This is a genomic window from Amycolatopsis sp. Poz14 (genome assembly GCF_006704225.1).
Lineage (GTDB): Bacteria > Actinomycetota > Actinomycetes > Mycobacteriales > Pseudonocardiaceae > Amycolatopsis > Amycolatopsis nivea.
Map to the genome: position 1 here is coordinate 6098377 of NZ_JACLHD010000001.1, position 15087 is coordinate 6113463.

General features: G+C 70.6%; 13 protein-coding genes. 7 read left to right on the forward strand and 6 right to left on the reverse strand.

Going from position 1 to position 15087, the window contains the following annotated elements; all coding sequences use genetic code 11:
- Positions 1 to 82 precede the first annotated feature (82 nt).
- On the forward strand, positions 83 to 763 hold the full coding sequence (locus FKO37_RS28580; RefSeq protein ID WP_238606494.1) for a response regulator transcription factor: 681 nt from the start codon (positions 83 to 85) through the stop codon (positions 761 to 763).
- On the forward strand, positions 760 to 2136 hold the full coding sequence (locus FKO37_RS28585) for a cell wall metabolism sensor histidine kinase WalK (protein WP_238606495.1): 1377 nt from the start codon (positions 760 to 762) through the stop codon (positions 2134 to 2136). Before FKO37_RS28580 ends, FKO37_RS28585 begins: the two co-directional genes overlap by 4 nt.
- Positions 2137 to 2265: 129 nt before the next feature.
- Here FKO37_RS28585 and FKO37_RS28590 read toward each other — a convergent pair whose 3' ends face one another.
- From FKO37_RS28590 to FKO37_RS28615, 6 genes are all read right to left on the reverse strand, one after another.
- The gene (locus FKO37_RS28590; RefSeq protein WP_205673333.1) at positions 2266 to 2763 is read right to left on the reverse strand and encodes a MarR family winged helix-turn-helix transcriptional regulator; all 498 of its coding nucleotides are present in this window, start codon (positions 2761 to 2763) and stop codon (positions 2266 to 2268) included.
- Positions 2764 to 2806: 43 nt separating this feature from the next.
- Positions 2807 to 4087 (reverse strand): MFS transporter, encoded by a 1281-nt coding sequence (locus FKO37_RS28595; RefSeq protein WP_238606496.1) that lies wholly within the window; start codon positions 4085 to 4087, stop codon positions 2807 to 2809.
- 628 nt (positions 4088 to 4715) lie between these two features.
- On the reverse strand, positions 4716 to 5450 hold the full coding sequence (gene pepE / locus FKO37_RS28600) for a dipeptidase PepE (protein WP_238606497.1): 735 nt from the start codon (positions 5448 to 5450) through the stop codon (positions 4716 to 4718).
- 29 nt (positions 5451 to 5479) lie between these two features.
- Positions 5480 to 6769 carry a M20/M25/M40 family metallo-hydrolase gene (locus FKO37_RS28605; protein ID WP_238606498.1) on the reverse strand — a complete coding sequence of 430 codons (1290 nt, stop codon included), beginning with the start codon at positions 6767 to 6769 and terminating at the stop codon, positions 5480 to 5482.
- Positions 6766 to 8106: a cytosine permease gene (locus FKO37_RS28610; protein ID WP_037806319.1), complete on the reverse strand. Its 1341-nt coding sequence runs from the start codon at positions 8104 to 8106 to the stop codon at positions 6766 to 6768. Before FKO37_RS28610 ends, FKO37_RS28605 begins: the two co-directional genes overlap by 4 nt.
- Entirely contained in the window at positions 8103 to 9053 is a 951-nt protein-coding gene (locus FKO37_RS28615; RefSeq protein WP_238606499.1) for a DUF1177 domain-containing protein, read from the reverse strand. Before FKO37_RS28615 ends, FKO37_RS28610 begins: the two co-directional genes overlap by 4 nt.
- A 103-nt stretch (positions 9054 to 9156) precedes the next feature.
- Here FKO37_RS28615 and FKO37_RS28620 point away from each other — a divergent pair, with 103 nt between their 5' ends.
- From FKO37_RS28620 to araA, 5 genes are all read left to right on the forward strand, one after another.
- Entirely contained in the window at positions 9157 to 9951 is a 795-nt protein-coding gene (locus tag FKO37_RS28620) for an IclR family transcriptional regulator (protein ID WP_037806323.1), read from the forward strand.
- A 117-nt stretch (positions 9952 to 10068) separates the two neighbouring features.
- A complete protein-coding gene (locus tag FKO37_RS28625) occupies positions 10069 to 11085 on the forward strand; it encodes a LacI family DNA-binding transcriptional regulator (protein ID WP_134662844.1) in 1017 nt (338 codons plus the stop codon).
- Between the two features lie 108 nt (positions 11086 to 11193).
- The gene (araB, locus tag FKO37_RS28630; protein WP_238606500.1) at positions 11194 to 12864 is read left to right on the forward strand and encodes a ribulokinase; all 1671 of its coding nucleotides are present in this window, start codon (positions 11194 to 11196) and stop codon (positions 12862 to 12864) included.
- Positions 12864 to 13541, forward strand: a complete 678-nt coding sequence (locus tag FKO37_RS28635) for an L-ribulose-5-phosphate 4-epimerase (RefSeq protein ID WP_238606501.1) — start codon at positions 12864 to 12866, stop codon at positions 13539 to 13541. The genes araB and FKO37_RS28635 overlap by 1 nt, the downstream gene beginning before the upstream one ends.
- A gap of 26 nt (positions 13542 to 13567) precedes the next feature.
- Positions 13568 to 15073, forward strand: coding sequence for an L-arabinose isomerase (araA, locus tag FKO37_RS28640; protein ID WP_238606502.1), 1506 nt, complete (start codon positions 13568 to 13570; stop codon positions 15071 to 15073).
- The last annotated feature ends 14 nt before the right edge of the window (positions 15074 to 15087 follow it).

Consider the following 15087-nt stretch of genomic DNA (forward strand, 5'->3'; position numbering starts at 1 on the left):
GCACAGGAATCCGCACCCCGCCTGCCCTTGCCGCGGTAGGGAACAATTTCTAGGGCAGGTTCCGCGGCGGAGGGGCGACTCGATGACGGTCCGAGTCTTGCTGGTCGAGGACGACGCCCTGATCAGCGAAGCGCTTTCGCTCGCTCTCGCTGACCAGGGCTGCACGGTGACCCAAGCCGCGTGCGGCGAGGACGCGTTGGCGATGCTGGAATCGGTGCGTGTGGACGTCGTCCTGCTCGACTTGATGCTGCCGGGCATGGACGGGCTCGCCGTCTGCAAGGAACTGCGCGTGCGCGGGGATCTGCCGGTCATCGTCATCACCGCGCGGGCCGACAGCCAGGACGTCATCGCCGGGTTGGAAGCCGGCGCGGACGACTACGTGACGAAGCCACTGGTCGCCGGCGAGCTGGCGGCCCGCATCCGCGCGTTGTTGCGCCGCGCGGCACCGGTTCGCAGGTGTTGTCTCCAGGTCGGCGATCTGCTGCTGAGCACGCACGACGACTCCGTCTCCCGCGAAGGCGTCCCCATTCGCCTTACGCGTACCGAGTTCCGCCTGCTGGCCGAATTGGCCGCCGCCGACGGAGAGGTCGTCACGCGGGAGCAGTTGCTGCACCGGATCTGGGGGCGCGACTACTTCGGCGGCACGCGGTTGCTCGACGTGCACATCCGCCGATTGCGGCGCAAAGTCGAGCCGAATCCCGATTGTCCGCGTCTCGTGCTCACTGTCCGGGGAATCGGCTACCGCGCCGAGCCCCGGCCGTGATCCCCGCGTCCGTGTCCCGGCTTTCCTTGCGCTGTCGGGTTTCCGCGGCGTTCGGGCTCGGGCTGCTGGTGGTGGTCAGCGCGCTGTCGGCGGCGACCTGGCACCTCGCCACCGACTACCTGCTCAACCAGCGCCAGCAGAGCGCCGACCGGCATTCCCGGATCAACGCGCGGCTGGTCGAGAACGAGGTCCGCGACCGGACCGGCAGTCTCGGCGAACTGCTGTCCGGCCTCACCTCCGGGCCGAATTCGACGATCCTCGTGGCTCTGCCCGGCGGCTGGCACACCGCCGGACGCCCGGTCGGCCCCGCGGACCTCCCGCCCGGCCTGCTCTCCCGCGCCCGCCCCGGCGCGCCCGCGCACGAGCGGTTCACCGCCGACGGGATCCCGGTCCTCGCGGTCGCGCAACAACTCGCCCGGTCGAACGGCTACTACGTCGAACTGCATCCGCTGCTCGGGCTCGAACGGACCTTCCGTAACCTGCGCATGATCCTCGTGGCGGGAACCGTGGCGTGCGGGCTGTTCGGCGTCGCACTCGGCGCGTGGGCGGCCCGGCGGGCGCTCCGTCCGCTCGCGGCGTTCACCGAAACCGCCGCCCGCATCGCCCGCGGCGACCTCCGCGCCCGGCTGCCCGAACAGGCCGGACCCGACCTCGCCCCGCTCGCCGCGACGTTCAACTCCACCGCCGACGCACTGGAACAACGGGTCCGCCGCGACGCCCGGTTCGCCGCCGACGTCAGCCACGAACTGCGCTCCCCGCTCACCACGATGACGTCCGTCGCGGAAGTCCTCGAACGCCGCCGCGACGCGATGCCCGCGCCCGCGCAGAAGGCGTTGCAGCTCCTGCTCGCCGAACTGCGGCGGTTCCGCGGCATGGTGCTCGACCTGCTGGAGATTTCGGCCGTCGACCAAGCCGACCACGGCGAGGAACGCGAACTGGTCGACCTCGGCTCGCTCGTCCGCAGCGGCGTCGCGAGCAGCCCGGCCCCGCGCCCGACTCTCGACCTCGCCCCGGACCCGCTGCTGGTCGCCGCGGACCGGCGACGCCTCGACCGGGTATTGGCGAACCTCCTCGACAACGCGTCCCGCTACGGCGGCGGTGCGGTCCGCGTGGCCGCACACGCGAGCAACGGCGTGGTCCGGCTGGAAGTGGACGACGCGGGCACTGGGGTGCCCGCCGAACTCCGGGAACGCATTTTCGAGCGGTTCTCCCGAGGGGTGCACGCCGGGCGGCGGGATCCCGATTCGGGGACCGGATTGGGATTGGCGATCGTCGCGGACCACGTCTACCGCCACGACGGACGGGTGTGGGCGGAGGAACGGCCGGGCGGCGGGGCGCGGTTCGTCATCGAACTCCCCCAAGCACCCGGGTGACGCGTCAAGCCAACTCGACCAGCCGCGCGGCAAGCTTCGGGTGCCTCAGACGGCAGTGTCGGGCACACCACCGCGCGAAGGCCTTGGGTTCTTTGCGCCGCACCGGGTTGCTTGCCTGCCTGCCCGCGGTCAGTTATCCCGCCGGACCGCGCTTTCCAGCAGGGCCAGCGCCCGTTCGATGTCCTTGCGATCCGCTTCGTCCAGGTTGGCGAGGAGCGATTCCTCGCGCTCGAGATGTCCTTCGAGAACCCGGTCGATGAGCTTGCGGCCAGCCGCAGTCAGTTCGGCGTAGCTGACCCTGCGGTCACCCCGGTGGTCGCGGCGGCGGATCAGCCCGTCGCGTTCGAGCGCGTCCAGCCGTCCGGTGAGAGCGCCGGACGTGACGAGCGCGGAGGCGGCCAGCTCGGACGGCGTCTTCCGGTAGGGACGGCCGGCCCGGCGGAGGTTGCACAGGATGTCGAACGCGCCCGGGGTCAGGCCGTGCGGGGCGAGGTACTCGCGCAGCCCGCTTGCGGCGAGGTCGGCGATCCGGCGGACCCGGCCGAAAATCGCGATCGGCGAGGCGTCCAGGTCCGGGCGCTGCCGCGCCCAGTCCGCCACCACCTGGTCGACCGGGTCCATCGTCATCGGCTCCTCGTTCCGCGGGATGCGGACGGAGCCTATCCGCGTCCTAACGGGACTGCGCCGCGGGCTGACCGGGCGCGGCGGGTGCTTTCCCGGCCGGAGCGCGGCCGCGGAGCAGCACGACCGCACCGACCAGCGTGAGCAGCTGGGTCGCGGCGAGCAGGGCGTACCCGGCGGCGAACCCGTGGTCGCCGCCCGCGGCGATCGCCACGCCCATCAAGGTGGGAAGCAGCGCGGACACCAGATTGCCGACCCCGTTGATCAAGCCGTAAGCGCTGCCCACCGCACCCGCCGGCGCGTATTGCTGCACCAGGGTCGGGATCGCCGGTCCTTGCAGGCCCCAGAACGCGTTGGCGAGGATCAGCGTCGCCGCCGCGAGCCAGCGCGAATCGGCGAAGGTCACGGCCGTCGCGCACAGCGCGGTGCCGACGCTGCCGATGACCAGCACGAGCGGCGCCCGGCGGGCCGGCATCCGGTCGATGAGCCATCCGCCGAGGAACCCGGACCCGAGGCTGACCACGAACGGCAGCGCCGACAGCGCGCTCATCTGCGCCAGCGAGAAATGCCGTGCCTGCAGCAAATACGACGGGAGCCACGACGTGCTGCCCCACAGATAGCCGAGCGTCGCCACCTCGATCAGCAGGATCCAGCCGAGCTTGGGCGTGCGCAGCGCCCCCGCGAACCGCCGCAACGCCGGTTCCCGGACCGCTGTCCGGCGGCGCGAGGCCCGGACGAACACCGCGACCAGCGGCAGCCCGACCACGAGATTGAGCGCCGCGAGCAGGAGGAACGAGCCGTGCCAGCCGAAGTGCACGAGGGCGAAGGTGATCACCGGGATGCCCAGGGCCGTGCCCAGCGAAACGCCCATCGAGCTGACCGCGTTGGGCTTGCCCCACGCGCCTTCGGCGAAATTGTCCTTGACGTACATGGTTTTGAGCGAGAACAGCGGCCCCTCGCTGGCCCCGAGCAGGAACCGCAGGGTCAGCAGCAGCATCGCGCTCCCGGCGTACGGGGACACGAGGGTGAACAACGCCCAGCACCCCAGGCTGACGAGCAACCCGCGCCGCACCCCGAACACCGCTTCGTACCAGGGCGTGATCAGCATGGCCGCGATTCCGTAGCCGGCCAGGAACAGCGTCATCAGGGCGCCTTGCGCCGCCCGGTTGCCCGCGATCCCGAAGTGCCGCGTGAAGGCCGGATCGGTGATCAGCACGGACACGTTGACCCGGTCGATGTAGGAGATCGCCACGACCGCCAGCAACGCCAGCACGCCCAGCCACGCGGTCATCGGCGCGCCGGGACGCCGGTCTTCGGTCGGCAGAGTCACCGCGGTTCCTTTCCGGGCCGGACCATCGCGAGGCGGCCCGGACCGCGCGGACCCGCCGCGCCGCCAGACCGGCCGCCTCGGCCGGCGGGGTCGCCCGGAAGTATCTTTGTCCTAAGATGCTTGTGTCAAGCTATCTCGCCAGAGTCCTCTCCCCGGCCCAGCGCCGTGACCGTACGTGAAGGGCCCCTTGAGGGGAATGAGATTTTGCGCCAGGGACCCAAGGCGGCGCCGTGGATGCGGCTGAGGCGAGCCTGCCCAGGCCGAAGGTCCTGAGTGGCTGCGATCCGTGAGGGTCGCCTTGAGGGAATCAGATTCCCTCAAGGCGACCCTCACGGACCTGAATAACCCGTCACGGAATCGCAAAACGGGCATTTCGGCGGCTGTTGCGTCTCTTGTGGACGGTCAGCCGGGCCGCGCGGCTGACGTCGCCCGGCACGGGACTCGGCGTCCCGCCAAGCGCTTTCGCGAGCGTCCTGCCGCCTCCCCGGCGACCGCCGACCCTGGCCAGCCCTTCGACGCGGGCACACGAGCCCCGGCTACCCCCGCGGTGTCGCCTTAAGTCCCTTGGCATGGGAAATCAGATTCCTTCAAGGGGCCCTTCACGGACAGTTGCCGGGGTGCCGGGCGATCAGCCCCACACCGGTTCGCGCGCCGGAGCGAGCAGATCGCTCACGTCGCCGGAAAGGTCCTCGCCCGGCAAGCCGCGCCGGAACAGCCGCCCGGCCGCGCCGCCGCTCGTGGACACGCCCGCGAGTTCCGCCCAATCCCCGCGCACGCGCAGCCAGGTGCCCTCGCGCAGGCCGAGCACCGGGATGTCGTTGCACTCGTGGAATTCCGCGAGCCGCTTCTCCCGCGTCTCGCCCATGTGCGTGCTGCCCGGATCGGGGTCGACGTAGTGCGGGTTGAGCTGGAACGGCACCAGGCCCAGCGAAGTCAGGCTCGGCGGTTCCACGATCGGCATGTCGTTCGTGGTGCGCACCGTCGGCCCGGCGATATTGGTTCCCGCGCTGGCACCGAGGTAGGGCATTCCCTCGGACACCCGCTCCCGCAACGGTTGCAGCAACTCGCGCCGGTACAGCTCGGCCAGCAGGCGGAACGTGTTGCCGCCGCCGGTGAACACGGCCTCGGCGGAACGCACCGCGGCGACCGGGTCTTCGGCGGTGTGCAGCCCGCGCACCCGCACCCCGAGCGGTGCCGCGGCGGCGGCGATGCGCTCGGTGTAGCCGTCGTGGTCGGCCAGCGCGAAGGGCACGAACAGCAGCTCGGTGCGTCCGTCCAGCACCTCGGCCACCGCGTCCAGCGCGTGTTCCAGCGGCTGGTGGCCGTGGTTGGTCGAATTGGACAGCAACAGCAAGTCAGTCACGCGATTCTCCTTGGTTCGCCCGCCATTGTTCAGCAAGTCCGCAGCAGCCGGTCCAGGACCCGGACGGAGAACCGCAGCGACTCCAGCGGCACGCGTTCGTCCACGCCGTGGAAGAGCCGGTTGTAGGGCAGTTCCGGAGGGACGCGCAGCGCCTTGAACCCGAAGCCGCGGATGCCGAGCCCGGACAGCGCCTTGTTGTCGGTGCCGCCCGCGTTGCAGTACGGCGTGGGGTGACCATCCGTGTCCTCCGCGGTGATCGCGGCGCACATGGCGTCCACCAGTGGGCCGTCGAAGCCGCTTTCCATGGCGATGTCGCGGTGAATGAACTCGCGGCGCACCGACGGCAGCAGCAACTCGTCGATGGTGTCCAGCAGCTCCTGCTCGTACCCGGGCAGGAACCGGCCGTCGACCGCGGCGGTGGCCCGGCCGGGAATGACGTTGACCTGGTAGCCGCCGGAGATCATGGTCGGGTTCGCCGAATTGCGCAGGATCACGTTCACCAGGCCGGCCACCGGGCCCATCCGCGCCAGGCTGCCGTCCACATCGGACGGATCGAAGGAGACGCCGAGCAGTTCGGCGGCGCTTTCCAGCAGCGCGCGCACCGGTTCGATCAGCCGGACCGGGAACCGGTGCCGCCCGATCCGGGCGAGCGATTCGGCGAGATCGGTGACCGCGTTCTCGTCGTTCGGCGACGAGCCGTGCCCGGCCCGGCCGGTGGCGGTCAGCCGCAGCCAAGCCTGCCCGCGCTGCGCGCACTCGATCGGATAGAGCCTGTTGCCGTTGCCGAGGTCGAACGACACCCCGCCGCCCTCGGTGATCGCCTCGCCCACGCCGTCGAATAGGTCCGGGCGGTGCTCGGCCAGCCAGTGCGAGCCGAACTTGCCGCCGCCCTCCTCGTCGGCGAGGAAGCCGAACACGATGTCCCGCGCCGGTTTCTCGCCGGTGCGGCCGAACTGCCGCGCCAGCGCGAGGATCGCCGCGTCGAAGTCCTTCATGTCGATGGCACCGCGGCCCCACAGCATGCCGTCGGCAATCTCGCCGGAAAACGGCGGGACGCTCCACTCGTCGGCGTCGGCGGGCACCACGTCCAGGTGCCCGTGCAGAAGCAGCGCGGGACGCGACGAGTCCACACCGGACACTCGCGCGAACACACTGGCCCGCCCGGGCGCGCTTTCCACCAGCGTCGGTTCCAGCCCGGCGTCGGTGAGCTTCTCCGCGACGTACTCGGCGGCGGGCCGCTCGGTCGCGCCCGGGTTGGACGTGTCGATCCGGATCAGGTCCCGGCAGAGGTCGACCACCTCGTCCTGTGCGCTGGTCACCGCGCCACCTCCTCCAGTTCCGCCGAGCCCACCGGCCGGATCAGCCCGGCGCGGCCCAGCACCGTGTACAGGATCGCGGCGGTGAGCAGCGAGTTGAGCGCGGGGATGCCCCAGTGCACGAACTCGCCGACGCAGAACGCCGCCGCCCACACCGCGAGCGTGGCGGGCACCCACACCGGCATCGACGCCGGGACCCGGCCGGCGGCCCTGGTCTCCCGCAGCGGCGTGGAGAGGCCGCGCACCAGGAAGTACTCGGCCACGATGATGCCGCCCACCGGCGGGATCGCGACGCCCAGCACGGACAGGAACGCGGTGAAGTGCTGGAGGAAGCCGATCGCGGACAGCACCGTCCCGGCGATGCCGATCACCAGGGTGACGACACCGCGGTGCAGCGGGCGGCCGAACACGGTCCGCACGAAGTTCACCACGCCCAGCGAAGAGCCGTAGAGGTTCCAGTCGTTGATCTTCGCGGTCGCCAGGACCACCACGATCAGCCCGACGAAGCCCGACGTGGACAGCACGATGTGCGTGACGTCGGAACTGCCGACCAGGTGCCCGAGCAGCACGCCGGTCATGCCGACGATGTACTCGGACAAGACCATCGACGCGGAGCTCTGCAGCAGGACGTGCCAGCCCTTGCGGTTGAACCGGGTCATGTCCGGGGCGACCACGGCGCCGGTCATGTAGCCGCCCGCGATGATCGTCGCCGCGGCCGGGATGGAGATCGCCGTCGCGGTCGGCGCGGCCGACATCAGCGCGCCCACCGAGTGGTCGGACAGGGTCGAGATGACGCTCCACGCGACGAGGCCGAAGAACAGCGGCACCGCGATCTTCGCCAGCCACATCATGTACTTGAAGCCGTAGATCACCAGCAGCGTCAAGACGACGCCGGACACCGCGCACCACAGCCACGGCGGACCGCCGACGAGCGCGTGCATGCTCTTGCCGAAGATGCCGTTCTGCACGCCGAACCAGCCCACCAGGCTGATCGCGATCACCAGGCTCACCAGCGCGGACCCGTTGCGGCCGAAGCCGGTGAAGCGGGTCAGCATGGTCATGGTGAGCCCCTCGCGCTGCCCGGCGAGGCCGATCAGGAAGATCACCACCTCCAGGATCACCGCGCCGAGGGTGAACGCCCAGAACGCGTCGGAGAACCGCATCCCCACGCCGAGCGTCGCGCCGAGCACGAACTGCGACAGCGAGCCGGACTGCGCGAGCCACTGCAGCAGCATCGACCCGAACCCGTAGCGGGCGTTTTCAGGGACGCGGCGCAGCGAGTAGTCGTCGTTGCCGATCCGTTTCTTGGCGTGTTTCGCGGTTTTCGTCGCGGTGCTCATCCGGCCACCTCCGTGCCCAGCGTCTGCAGGTGCGCCATCGAGCCGTAGCGGGCTTGCAGATTGGCGAACTCTGCCTCGTCGTGGAAATGCAGCGCGCCCGCCCCGAACTGCTTGGCGACCTCGACCGCGTAGCGCGCGGCGGCCGCGATGTCCGTCTCGTGGCTGGCGCCGGTCGCGCAACCGGCCACCGTCGCCGCCGACGTGATCGCCAGCCCGACGACCGGCGCGTCCGTCGCCGTCGCCGGCTGCAGGATCGAGTTCAGGTGATAGACGCCGTTGCCGTACGGGGTGATGTCCTGCGTGGTGATCGGGTAGGTCACCAGCGGCGCTCCGGTCACCGCCTCCAGCAGTTCGCCCAAGCCCTCCGAGACCCGCAGGATGTAGCCGCTGCGGACGGTCGGGGAAAGGGCGAGCCCGCGGTGGTTGATCACCCGGTTGCCCTTGGTGGTGTCGATCGACAGCACGGCGGCCATCTCGTCGGAGAGCTCGTAGCTGTTCATCGTGGCGATGTCGACCGGCGAGTTCATGAACGGCACCGGATCGTGCGGCAGGGTCGGCGCGTCCGGGCAGACGTGCGTCCCGATCAGCACGTCGCCGGCCAGCACGTCCCCGCGAGCCCGCATGGACAGCAGCTTGGCCGCGGCGGCGAGCGCGGCGGCCGCACCGTCCCCGTCGGACACGAACCCGGTCACCTCCGGCCGGGCGCCGACCCCGCCGAGCCGCCCGACGACACCGAGCGTGGGCGCGTCGCCACCCGCGGTGCGGCCCCGGCTGCCCGACACGCGCACCCGGACGAAGTCGGTCTTCCCGGCCGGGCCGGGCACCGTCGTGATCTCCGCGCCGCTGCCGTCCGCGTCGGCGACGGCGTCGAGGTAGGCGACGACCTCTTTCCCGGTCACCGCCGGGTCGTCGAGGATTTCGAGCAGTTCCAGGACGTGTTTGAGCATGTGGTTCCTCTGGAGAGTTCAAGGCCGCCGGGATTGGTCCGACCAGATTCCGTCCGGGCGCCCCGGCATTGCCAGCATTTCCCGTTATTCGCACAATGGCTGGATGCCGGACCCCGACGACCGCACCACCCCGCCCGGCCTGCCGCAGACCGCGGACCGCGCGCTGCAGGTCCTGCTCGCGTTCGACCGCGCCCGCCCGGAATGGGGCGTCACCGCGGTGGCCCGCGAGTTCGGGCTCCACACGTCGATCGCTCAACGGCTCCTGGCCGTGCTGGCCCACCGCGGTTTCCTCGTCCGCGACGACAGCACCCGCAAGTACCGGATCGGCCCGGCCGCACTGCACCTGGGCCGGATGTGGGACCGGGCCGGGGCGCTGGACCTGCTGGTGGTCCCAGTCCTGTCCGACCTCGCCGCCCAGACCGGACACGCCGCCCTGCTGTCCCTGCCCGACGGTGCGCACACCCGATGCGTGCTGGCCGCGGAAGGCGCGGACGGACGGCTGCGCGGCTACTCACTGGTCGGCGAGCTGTACCCGGCGCATGCGGGGGCGACGAGCAAGGCTTACTTCGCGTTCCTGTCCGAAGAGGAACGCGACCGGTTGTTCGCCGACCGGCCGATGGCCCGGTTCACGCCGGATACGGTCACCGATCTCGCCGTGCTCCGCGAACAACTCGCCGAGGTCGCCGAGCGGGGTTGGGCGTTCACCACCGGCGAGTACGACACCGGGGTGGCGACGCTCGCCGTGCCGGTGTTTTTGCGCGGAGAGCCGTACGGGAGCTTGTCGGTTGGGTGGTCTGCTTCCCGCTTTCAGCATGATCCGGAGCAGTGGGTGGATCTGTTGCGGCGAGGGGCGGAGTTGATCGAGCTTCGGCTTTCGCGGCCGGTTCCGCGGCGGTGAGACGCCGCCCCGTCGACACCAGTCCCGCACCAAGTTGCGAAGAAAGCCTTGACCAGCCGCCTGTTATCGCTAACATTGCCATGCTCACGCCGCGAACTTCAGCGAGGAGGTGCGGGGATGCCCACCGACGGTCCCACTGCCAAACGCCAGCCCGGGCTTGCCGAAGTGGCTGCCATGGCGGGTGTTTCGCACATGACTGTCTCCCGGGTCGTCAACGACACCGGGACGGTTCGCGCGGAGACGCGGGCCCGGGTGCTCGCCGCGGTGGAGGAGCTGGGGTACCGGCCGAACTCGGCGGCCAGGACGTTGGCGACCGGGCGGTCGAGCATTCTCGGCGTCGTCGCGCTGGAGTCCAATTTGTACGGTCCAGCGAGCACGCTGTACGGCATCGAGCACGCCGCTCGCGAGGAGGGTTACGGGGTCACCATCTCCAGCGTCAGCCGGCCTCGGCGGTCGACTTTCGCTGAGGCGGTGGACAATCTGCGGCGGCAGGCGGTCGGCGGGATCGTGGTGATCGCGCCGCACGTCGCGGCAGGCGAGGCGTTGCGGCAGGTGACCGGCGACATCCCGATGGTCGCGGTCGGCGGCGGCGAATCCGTTCCGGTGCCGGTGATCTCGGTCGACCAGTACGACGGGGCCCGCCGGGTGACCGAGCATCTGCTGTCGCTCGGGCACGAAACCGTGTGGCACGTCGCCGGGCCGGAGGACTGGCTGGAATCGCTGGAACGCGAGCGCGGCTGGCGGGAAGCGCTCGAGCGGCGCGGAGCGCAGGTGCCGCCGCCGTTGCGCGGGGATTGGAGCCCCCGTTCCGGCTACGACGCGGGACGCCGTCTGGTCGCGGAAACACGACCCGACGCGGTGTTCGTCGCGAACGACCAGATGGCGCTGGGCGTGCTGCGCGCGTTCGCCGAGGCGGGCATTTCGGTGCCGGGCCAGGTGCGCGTGGCCGGGTTCGACGACGTGCCGGAGGCGGCGTACTTCAGCCCGCCGCTGACCACCGTCCGGCAGGACTTCATCGAGGTCGGGCGGCGGACGTTCCGGCTGCTCGTCGAACGCATGGAAGGCGGCGACCCCGGCATCCGCCACCTCGTCGCACCCGATCTGATCGTCCGGGACAGCACCGGGCCCCGGTAGCAGCACTGCACGACCGCATTCAAGCAAGCGATCACCCTTCAAATGTTAGCGCTAACAGTCGAGCGGCAGCCCGTCGCGCGGCGTGGAGTCCGGAAGGAAATCCCTCCAGTGCCAGCAGATTCCCTCGTCGTCGGCATCGACTTCGGCACGCTCTCCGGACGCGCCGTGGTGGTCCGGGTGCACGACGGCGCCGAACTGGGGACCGCCGTGACCGAATACCGGCACGGGGTCGTCGACGACCGGCTTCCCGCCACCGCCGAGGAGTTGCCGCCGGGATGGGCGTTGCAGGTTCCGTCGGACTACGTGGACGTCCTGCGCACCGCCGTGCCCGCCGCGCTGGCCGAAGCGGGCGCCAACCCGCAGGACGTGATCGGGATCGGCACGGATTTCACCGCCTGCACGATGATCCCGACCACCGCGAACGGCACTCCCCTCTCCGAACTCCCGGAGTTCACCGGCAATCCGCACGCGTACGTGAAGCTGTGGCGGCATCACGCCGCGCAACCGCAGGCCGATCGCATCAACGCGGTGGCCCGCGAACGCGCCGAGCCGTGGCTGCCGCGATACGGCGGATTGATCTCGTCCGAATGGGAGTTCGCCAAGGCGCTGCAGCTGTTCGAGGAAGCCCCCGAGGTCTATCGGGCCATGCGGCATTGGGTCGAGGCGGCGGACTGGATCGTCTGGCAGCTCACCGGGACTTATGTCCGCAACGCCTGCACGGCCGGCTACAAGGGGATCTACCAGGACGGCCGCTACCCGGACCGGGAATTCCTCGGCAGCCTCGACCCCGGCTTCGCGTCCTTTGTGGAGGACAAGCTCGACCATCCGATCGGGCAGCTGGGCTCGCTCGCCGGGAAGCTCAGCCCGGAAGCCGCGGCGTGGACCGGGCTGCCCGCCGGGATCGCGGTCGCGGTCGGGAACGTCGACGCGCACGTCACCGCGCCGGCCGCGCAGGCGGTCGAGCCGGGCCAGATGGTCGCGATCATGGGCACGTCGACCTGCCACGTCATGAACGGCGCCGACCTGCGCGAGGTCCCGGGCATGTGCGGGGTCGTCGACGGCGGCATCGTCCCCGGGCTCTGGGGCTACGAGGCAGGGCAGAGCGGAGTCGGCGACATCTTCGGCTGGTTCGTCGACCACTGCGTCCCCCAGTCCTATTCGGACGCTGCGCGCACCGAAGGGCTCCACGAGTTCCTGACCGGGCTCGCGGCGCAGCAGGAGATCGGCGAGCACGGACTGGTCGCGCTCGACTGGCACAGCGGCAACCGGTCGGTCCTGGTCGACCACGAGCTGTCCGGCGTGCTCGTCGGGCAGACGCTGAGCACCCGGCCCGAGCACGTGTACCGGGCGCTGCTGGAGGCCACCGCGTTCGGCACCCGCAAGATCATCGAGACCTTCGAGGCCGCCGGAGTTCCGGTCACCGAGCTGATCGTCGCGGGCGGGCTGACCAAGAACCCGTTGCTGATGCAGATCTACGCCGACGTCACCGGCCTCCCGCTCTCGGTGATCGGCTCGGCGCAGGGACCCGCGCTCGGCTCCGCGATTCACGCCGCGGTCGCCGCCGGCACCTACCTCGACGTGCGCGCGGCCGCGACGGCGATGGGTTCGGTCCAGCGGATGGCGCACCAACCCGTGCTGGCGAACGTGTCGGCCTACGACGAGCTGTACGCGGAATACACCGCGCTGCACGACTATTTCGGCCGCGGCGGCAACGACGTGCTGCACCGTCTCGCCGCGCGCCGCCGCGAACTGGCCACTGTCGCGAAAGGACAGAACTGATGACGCTGACCGCCCAGGCGCGCGGGACGATCGCGGAACTGCGGGAATCCGTCGCGCGGCTGCACAGCGAGCTGACGCGCAACGAGCTGGTCGTCTGGACCTCGGGCAACGTGTCGGCGCGGGTGCCCGGCGAGGACCTGATGGTGATCAAGCCGTCCGGAGTGTCCTACGACGACCTGAGCGCCGACACCATGGTCGTCACCGACCTGAACGGCGAGCTCGTGCACGGCGAACTGGCCCCGTCGTCGGACACCGCCGCGCACGCCTACGTCTACCGGCATCTGCCCGAGGTCGGCGGGGTGGTGCACACGCATTCGACCTACGCGACCGCCTGGGCGGCGCGCGGCGAGCCGATCCCGTGCGTGCTCACGATGATCGCCGACGAGTTCGGCGGCGAGATCCCGGTCGGCCCGTTCGCATTGATCGGCGACGACTCGATCGGCCGCGGCATCGTGGAAACGCTGCGCGCGACCCGTTCCCCCGCCGTCCTGATGCGCAACCACGGCCCGTTCACTGTCGGCGCGACCGCGCGGGACGCGGTGAAGGCCGCGGTGATGGTCGAGGACGTGGCCCGCACCGTCCACATCGCACACCAGCTCGGCACGCCGGTCCCGCTGTCGGGAACCGACGTCGACCGGCTGCACGCGCGCTACCAGAACGTCTACGGGCAGCGCTGAAAACCCTGATCCAGCAAGGAGAACAGATGATTTCCGCGACCAAGCCGCAGGTGTGGTTCCTCACCGGCAGCCAGGCGCTCTACGGCGAGGAGACCCTCGACCAGGTCGCCGGGCAGTCGCTGCGGATCCGGCAGCTGCTGGCCGATTCCGGCGGGCTCCCGTGCGAACTGGTCGGGAAACCGGTGCTGACCGAGTCCGCCGGGATCCGGCAGGTGCTGCAGGAGGCCAACGCCGACCCCGCGTGCGTCGGCGTGATCGCGTGGATGCACACCTTCAGCCCGGCGAAGATGTGGATCAGCGGACTCGACGCGCTGCGCAAACCGTTGCTGCACTTGCACACCCAGCTCGACGCGGCGCTGCCGTGGGCCACGCTCGACATGGACTACATGAACCTCAACCAGGCCGCGCACGGCGACCGGGAGTTCGGATTCGTCCAGACCCGGCTCGGCATCCCGCGCAAGACGGTCGCCGGGCACGCGGCCGATCCGGCGGTGGTCGCCCGGATCGACGCGTGGGCGCGCGCGGCGATCGGCGCGGCTCATCTGCGGACCTTGAGACTGGCCCGGTTCGGCGACAACATGCGCGACGTCGCGGTCACCGAAGGCGACAAGGTCGAGGCGGAGCTGCGGTTCGGTGTCTCGGTGAACACCTACGGCGTCACCGAGCTCGCCGAACGGGTCGACGCGGCCTCCTCCTCGGACGTCGACAGCCTGGTCGCGCAGTACGCCGACGAGTACGCGCTCGCCCCGGAACTGGCGCGCGCCGGTGAGCGGCACGAGTCGCTGCGCTACGCCGCGCGGATCGAACTCGGCTTGCGGTCCTTCCTCTCCGAAGGCGGGTTCGGCGCGTTCACCACGAACTTCGAGGATCTCGGCGGACTCCGCCAGCTGCCGGGACTAGCAGTGCAGCGGCTGATGGCCGACGGCTACGGCTTCGGCGGCGAGGGCGACTGGAAGACCTCCGCGCTGCTGGCGTCGGTGAAAGCGATGGGCCGGGGCTCGGACCACGGAACGTCCTTTATGGAGGATTACACCTACCACTTCGGGCCCGGCGAACCGAAGATCCTCGGCGCGCACATGCTCGAGGTGTGCCCCAGCATCGCCGCGGGCAAGCCGTCGTGCGAGATCCACCCGCTCGGCATCGGCGGCCGCGAGGACCCGGTGCGGCTGGTTTTCGACGCCGCGGCCGGCCAGGGCACGGTGCTGGGCCTGATCGACCTCGGCGACCGGTTCCGCCTGGTGGCCAACGAGATCGACGTGGTCCCGCCCGACGAGCCGTTGCCGAACCTGCCGGTGGCCCGCGCGGTGTGGAAGCCCGCGCCGTCGCTCGCCACGTCCGCGGAAGCGTGGATCACCGCGGGCGGACCGCACCACACCGTCCTCACCCAGGCGGTCGGCACCGAGACCGTCCGGGACTTCGCCCGGATGCTCGACGTCGAACTGCTCGTCATCGACGGACACACCACCACCGCGGACTTCGCCGACCGCATCCGCTGGAACCAGGCCTACCACCGGCTCGCCCAGGGTTTCTGAAAGAAGGAGAACGA

Bases quoted from the DNA above. Each gene is read 5' to 3' on its own strand.
- FKO37_RS28580 (WP_238606494.1), top strand. From the start codon at position 83: ATGACGGTCCGAGTCTTGCTGGTCGAGGACGACGCCCTGATCAGCGAA.
- FKO37_RS28590 (WP_205673333.1), bottom strand. From the start codon at position 2,763: ATGACGATGGACCCGGTCGACCAGGTGGTGGCGGACTGGGCGCGGCAG.
- FKO37_RS28610 (WP_037806319.1), bottom strand. From the start codon at position 8,106: ATGAGCACCGCGACGAAAACCGCGAAACACGCCAAGAAACGGATCGGC.
- FKO37_RS28615 (WP_238606499.1), bottom strand. From the start codon at position 9,053: ATGCTCAAACACGTCCTGGAACTGCTCGAAATCCTCGACGACCCGGCG.
- FKO37_RS28620 (WP_037806323.1), top strand. From the start codon at position 9,157: ATGCCGGACCCCGACGACCGCACCACCCCGCCCGGCCTGCCGCAGACC.
- FKO37_RS28625 (WP_134662844.1), top strand. From the start codon at position 10,069: ATGCCCACCGACGGTCCCACTGCCAAACGCCAGCCCGGGCTTGCCGAA.
- FKO37_RS28635 (WP_238606501.1), top strand. From the start codon at position 12,864: ATGACGCTGACCGCCCAGGCGCGCGGGACGATCGCGGAACTGCGGGAA.
- araA (WP_238606502.1), top strand. From the start codon at position 13,568: ATGATTTCCGCGACCAAGCCGCAGGTGTGGTTCCTCACCGGCAGCCAG.